The 3506-nt window shown below is 68.6% G+C and carries 1 protein-coding gene; it reads right to left on the minus strand.

Annotated features, from left to right (window positions below):
• Window positions 1-73 precede the first annotated feature (73 nt).
• Window positions 74-2494, minus strand: coding sequence for a helix-turn-helix transcriptional regulator (locus IG99_RS27235; RefSeq protein ID WP_267882563.1), 2421 nt, complete (start codon window positions 2492-2494; stop codon window positions 74-76).
• Window positions 2495-3506 lie beyond the last annotated feature (1012 nt).

Here is a 3506-nt window from a genome sequence, read left to right on the forward strand (position 1 = left end):
GGGCGCGGGGGAGCACGAGCCCCCCCACATGTCTGAGTGATCCCTGGTGCCGCGGCCGCTGGGCCGACAGGACCTAGCCCGAGGGGAGGCCGGAACCGAGGGTCGGCGCGGTGCGGGAACTTCTGGAAGGTCTCGACCACACCGTGTCTGCTCCGCGGTCCTGGTACCACCGGGCGAGTTCCACACGGGACTTCATGCCGAGCTTTCGGAAGATGTTCCGCAGGTGGTAGTTGACGGTGTACGAGGAGAGGTGCAGTTTCCCGGCGACCTGCCGATTCGTCATGCCCAGCACGACCAGGTCCGCCACGGCCCTCTCGGAACAGGTGAGAGCCTGTCCCAAATCGGACGGCCGGTCGGCCGGGGCGGCGGCGGGCGGCACGGGCGGCGCCTGTCGGGGGAGCCGTCCGGTGATTCTGGCGACGTCCGTCAGCGCACCGGCCTCCTCGTACAGCTCCCGTGCCGCGACGAACTGTTGCTTGGCCGCACCTTCCCTCGTGTCCCGGTCGAGCAGCAGGATCCCCAAGTCCTCCGCGGCCTGGGCGGCGGCCCAGGCGTCGCGGTGCTCGCTGCCGGCCTGCGCCAGGGCGCCCTCGTCACGGCGGAGCAAACCTCCTGCATGCAGCGCCGAGACGGTCAGCGGCTGGAAGCCGGTGTTGTCGTCGGCGAGCGCTCGCACCGCGCGGACCACCTGCTCGGCCAGCCGGGGGGCGTTCGCGGCCAGAGCGGTACGGACCATCCAGGGGGCCGCTCCTGGTTCCTCCACGAACAGGACCGGCCTGGCGATCAGATGCGCGTACTGCCCTGTCAGCAGACTGACGCCCCGTCCCGGGCCGTGCCGCTCGGTCACGACCTGGAGGTCGACCCACTCGGGCTGGGCGTAGAGCAGCGGGCGGTCGGGTTCCGACTCGGCCTGGTAGCGCGCCACCAGCTCCTGCGCGGCCCGCAGGTGGCCGCCGCGCAGGGCGGCAAGGGCCCGGATGGCACCGGCCAGTGGAATCAGCCACCGGTCCGACCTGCTGGCGACCCCCATGCCGGCTTCGGCCCATTGGCCGGCCTTGCGGTGGTCACCCTTCGCGCTCGTGATTCTTGCCACCGCCGTTCCCAGGATCAGGTTGGCGGGGGGCGCGCCGGACGGCTCTTCCCAGCAGGCGACCTTCCTCAGCAGCTGCTCCGCCTCGGTCGTCTCGCCGAGCAAGGAAAGCTCGAGCGCCACACAGTTCGTGATGACCTCGCAGATGAGGTCCGACTTCCCGGGCGGGATGCTCGCGGCGGCCGTTCTGCTCAGGCGGAGGGCTTCGACCGCCTGGCCGCCCGTCCGGGCGCACACCGAGTGAACCAGCCTCGCCAACGCCTGCCCCGAGATCTCCCCGGATGCCGCGCAGCCGCGAAGGAGGGCGTTCGCGGACTCCTTGGCCTGATCCATCCGGCCCTCGTGCAGGAAGGAGACGGCACGGGCGGACAGGACCGCGATGCTGTCCTCCTGGACCACGGGCGACACGACCGGAGGCCGGGGAGTCGCCGACGGCCGATGGGCCGGACCGCCGGGCGTGCTCGGCTGCCGGAGCCGGTCGGTGGGCGTGGGCACGGACGCGGCACGCAACAGCACCTGACGTACGCCCAGTGCCGTGGTTTCCACGATCGTCCTGCGGACCAATTCGTACCGGAAGGCGAGCCGGTCGTCGCTTCGGCAGGCAAGGAGCCCCGCGTCGACGGCCCGTTGGACGCACGCGGCCAGTTGGACGGGAGCAACGTCGACGAGGATCGCGGCCAGATCCCCGACACTGAACTCCGGGCCCAGCACGGCGGCTGTCCTCAGCATGTCCTGGATCTGCTGGCTGTGGTCGTTCAGCAGGCAGTTCACCGTGGACCGCAACCGCTCGGGGACCGCGGCGGAGGTGACGGCAGCCGTCTGCCCACCTACGCGCACCCGGCCGTCCTCGACGAGGCCCCTGGCCAGGGCCACCGTCAACAGCGGGTGTCCCGCCGCCTCGTCGGCCCATTCCGTCAGAGCGGGGTCGGGAGCGGCCCCCATGATGTCGGTGAGGACCTCCCGTACCGCTTCATGGGAGAGTCGGCCGAGGGCGAGGCGGGCACATCCCCATTCCTCAAGGGCCCTGACGAACCGGTGCACGTCCGCACCGTACGCATGGTCACGCACGGTGAACAACCACACCTGCTGCTGGTGCCGTAACGACGCCAGCCGTGCCGTCATCCTGGAGAGCAGGGCTTGGTCGGCATACAGGTGCAGGTCGTCGAAGACAGCCAGCGTCGGGCCGTCCGCGGTCGGTAGCGGGAAGACCCCGGTCTCGGCGCGCACCGCGGTGAACTCGTGTTGCTCGGCGATGCGGCAGGCTTCGTGCGCAAGGCGCGTTTTTCCGATGCCTTCGTCTCCCGAGACCAATATCACGCCGCCGCGCCCGGATTTCGCGTCGTTTAATGTTTGAAGGATGAGGTTCATTTCCGTGTACCTGCCGCGCAGGGTGCTGTTTGACACGTGTCCTCACGTGGTTCTCGTTCTCCATTGTTCGGAGAGATGAACGACAGCTGGATCCACACCTGGGAATTGACGGATCGGGGGCTCCGCTTGGAGGGGGCAGAGAAGGTGACGATCCGTCAGTAAGTGTGGGCTGTGGGGGCGTCGGTACGTTAACACGCCCGGATGACGCGTTCTTTGCTGGCGGAACGCAATGGGCGTGCGGGTAAATGTGACGACGGCAAATGCCCCTATCGACGCGCGGCGCCGGCTGGACTCGCGGCGCGGCAGCGGCACCCGTCGAGTGGGGCTACCTGATTGAGTAGCCCGTACCTGCTCATCTCTCCTTAAACCTACCTGCTCAGGTGGTGACAATCGTCGGCTTTGGCGGGGATGGTCGTAGGGGGTTGAATCTCGCTCAAGGAGGCGTGGCGTTGCGTTTCAGGTGCCGGGCTAAGCATTCCTGTCGGTGTCGCGGGTCACGATTGAACTTTCAATAGCAGTGTCGCGAATCACAACTGAATATCTCTTGGCGGTGTCGCGGATCGTGTATGCGGTGTCCTGCGTCACACCTGACGTTCACGAGCGGTGACACAGGTCCTGGGCCGGCCGTCCCCCATCGCGTTTCAGGTTCTTCGTTTCAGGGCTTCTCCTGACGCCGCCAAAACCGGTATCCGCCGCTGGGTACCAGTGGTCAGGAAAGAGGATGATGTCCACGCCCGTTTCACACGGCGGCCGTGCCCCCGTGGCCGCACGCCCGCGTCGATTCCCGTCCGTCGGCCCGGCCGACCTTGAACAGGGTCCTCACTGCGAAGACCAACACGTCCGGGAAGCCCGGGCGACGCGGGACGAGCCGCTGAACCTCCTCCTCCACTCCTCCGGCTCGCCGGTGGTGTTCCGGCTCGACAACGCGCTGGACGACGCCGCGCCGGGCCCGAGCGCCGACGCTCTCTCCGACGCAGCGGTGGAGACGACTTGCCCAGGCGCCGTACACGGTCGGTGACGGGGCGGCGGACGGCCGGACGGTGACGAA

It is taken from the genome of Streptomyces griseus subsp. griseus, from assembly GCF_000720255.1.
GTDB lineage: Bacteria > Actinomycetota > Actinomycetes > Streptomycetales > Streptomycetaceae > Streptomyces > Streptomyces griseus_I.